Source organism: Castellaniella sp. FW104-7C03, from assembly GCF_040276085.1.
GTDB lineage: Bacteria > Pseudomonadota > Gammaproteobacteria > Burkholderiales > Burkholderiaceae_B > Castellaniella.
In genome coordinates this window covers 1-1,451 of sequence record NZ_JBELOK010000026.1, presented here as the reverse complement: position 1 = coordinate 1,451, position 1,451 = coordinate 1, and the positions used below count along the sequence as shown (strand labels likewise).

The following is a 1,451-nucleotide window of genomic DNA, read 5'->3' as shown; positions in this document are numbered from 1 at the left end:
TGAACTGACCCCCAGAAGTTGGACAGTTAAAAGGCTGGGCTAAGTTGAGAAGGCCTGAGTTCGGTATTGCACTGGGCTCAGGCCTTTCAGTTTGGTCTTGATACGGTCGTGATTGTAATAGTGGATGTATTGTCGGATGCCTGCCTGTAGCTGCTCGATGTCCTCAAAGCAGCTCAGGTAGAAGAACTCGGATTTCAGCGTCCCGAAGAAACTCTCCATCGCAGCGTTGTCCAGACAGTTGCCCTTGCGCGACATGCTTTGGGTCAAGCCTTGCGCAGCGAGCTGGCGCCGATAGGCTGGCATCTGGTACTGCCACCCCTGGTCGGAGTGTAATAGCGGTGTGTCCTTGCTGGCCAGCTTGGCCAAGGCTTTTTTGAGCATGTTTCCCACCAGTGAGAAATGCGGCCGTTTCTGCATTGCGTATGACACGATTTCCCCGTTGTAGAGGTCCATCACTGGCGAGAGGTACAGTTTCTCGCCCCGGACGTTGAATTCAGTCACATCCGTCACCCACTTTTGGTTCGGCCTTTCAGCTTGGAACTGGCGGGCCAGGATATTTGGCACGTTGGCCTGCTGCCCTCGGTAGGAACGGTATTTCTTCGGTCGCACCAGCGATTTCAGCCCCAGCGCCTGCATCAAGCGCTGCACGGTCTTGTGGTTGATCCCCTCACCGGCCTGACGCAATGCCGCCGTGATGCGTCGATAGCCGTAGCGGCCCTTGTGGTGTTCATAGAGGGCGCGGATACGCGATTTCAGGTCAGCTTGCCGATCACCGGCCTGCTGCACCTTCGCCTGATAGTAGAACGTACTGCGCGACAGCCCCGCCACCTTCAGCAGTACTGCCAGATTATGGCCTTGCCTCAGCTCAAGCACTACCCGCGCTTTTTCGGCGCGGCTTGTTCTTTGGCCTGAAGCAAGGCCCTCAATTTTTTTAGATACGCCACCTCCGCGCGCAAATATTCATTTTCTCTGCGCAATTGCTCGAGTGTACGTGTATCTTCTGATCGCGGCGGCAATGGGTGGGGTGAGTTAGAGGTGGGCATCTTCTTCGGGCGTCCTCGGGGCTTCGGCTCCAGTGCCGATAGACCCCCCTCATGATACTGCCGCTCCCAGGTCACGATAACGTGGTGGCCTCCCCGTATATCAAACAGAGCTGCCGCTTCACGGCAAGACAGGGCGTCTTGCTCCATCCGGCTCAACACGGACAATTTGAACTCAGCGCTGTAGTGGCTGAATTTCTTGCGCAACCCAGCCTCACCGTGCCGTCGGTATCCCTCGACCCAGCGGCGCACCGTACCGTGATCCAGGCCATATTGGGCCGCCAATGACCGCGCCCCTATCGGCGCCGATAAGTATTGCAGTACGACTTCGAGCTTGAAGCTCGCATCATGTCTCGCCATGAAAAACACCCCAAAGGTTGGATTGGTGTCCAACTTTTGGGGTGCAGTTCA

At 56.6% G+C, this 1,451-nt stretch carries 1 protein-coding gene; it reads right to left on the bottom strand.

All coding sequences use genetic code 11. The features are described from left to right. Window positions 1-39: 39 nt before the first annotated feature. Window positions 40-1,400, bottom strand: a protein-coding gene (locus ABS758_RS14895; protein WP_350384131.1) for an IS3 family transposase whose coding sequence is annotated in 2 segments (ribosomal slippage) — window positions 40-920 and window positions 920-1,400 — 1,362 coding nt in all. Because the reading frame shifts where the segments join, the coding sequence is not laid out codon by codon here. Window positions 1,401-1,451 lie beyond the last annotated feature (51 nt).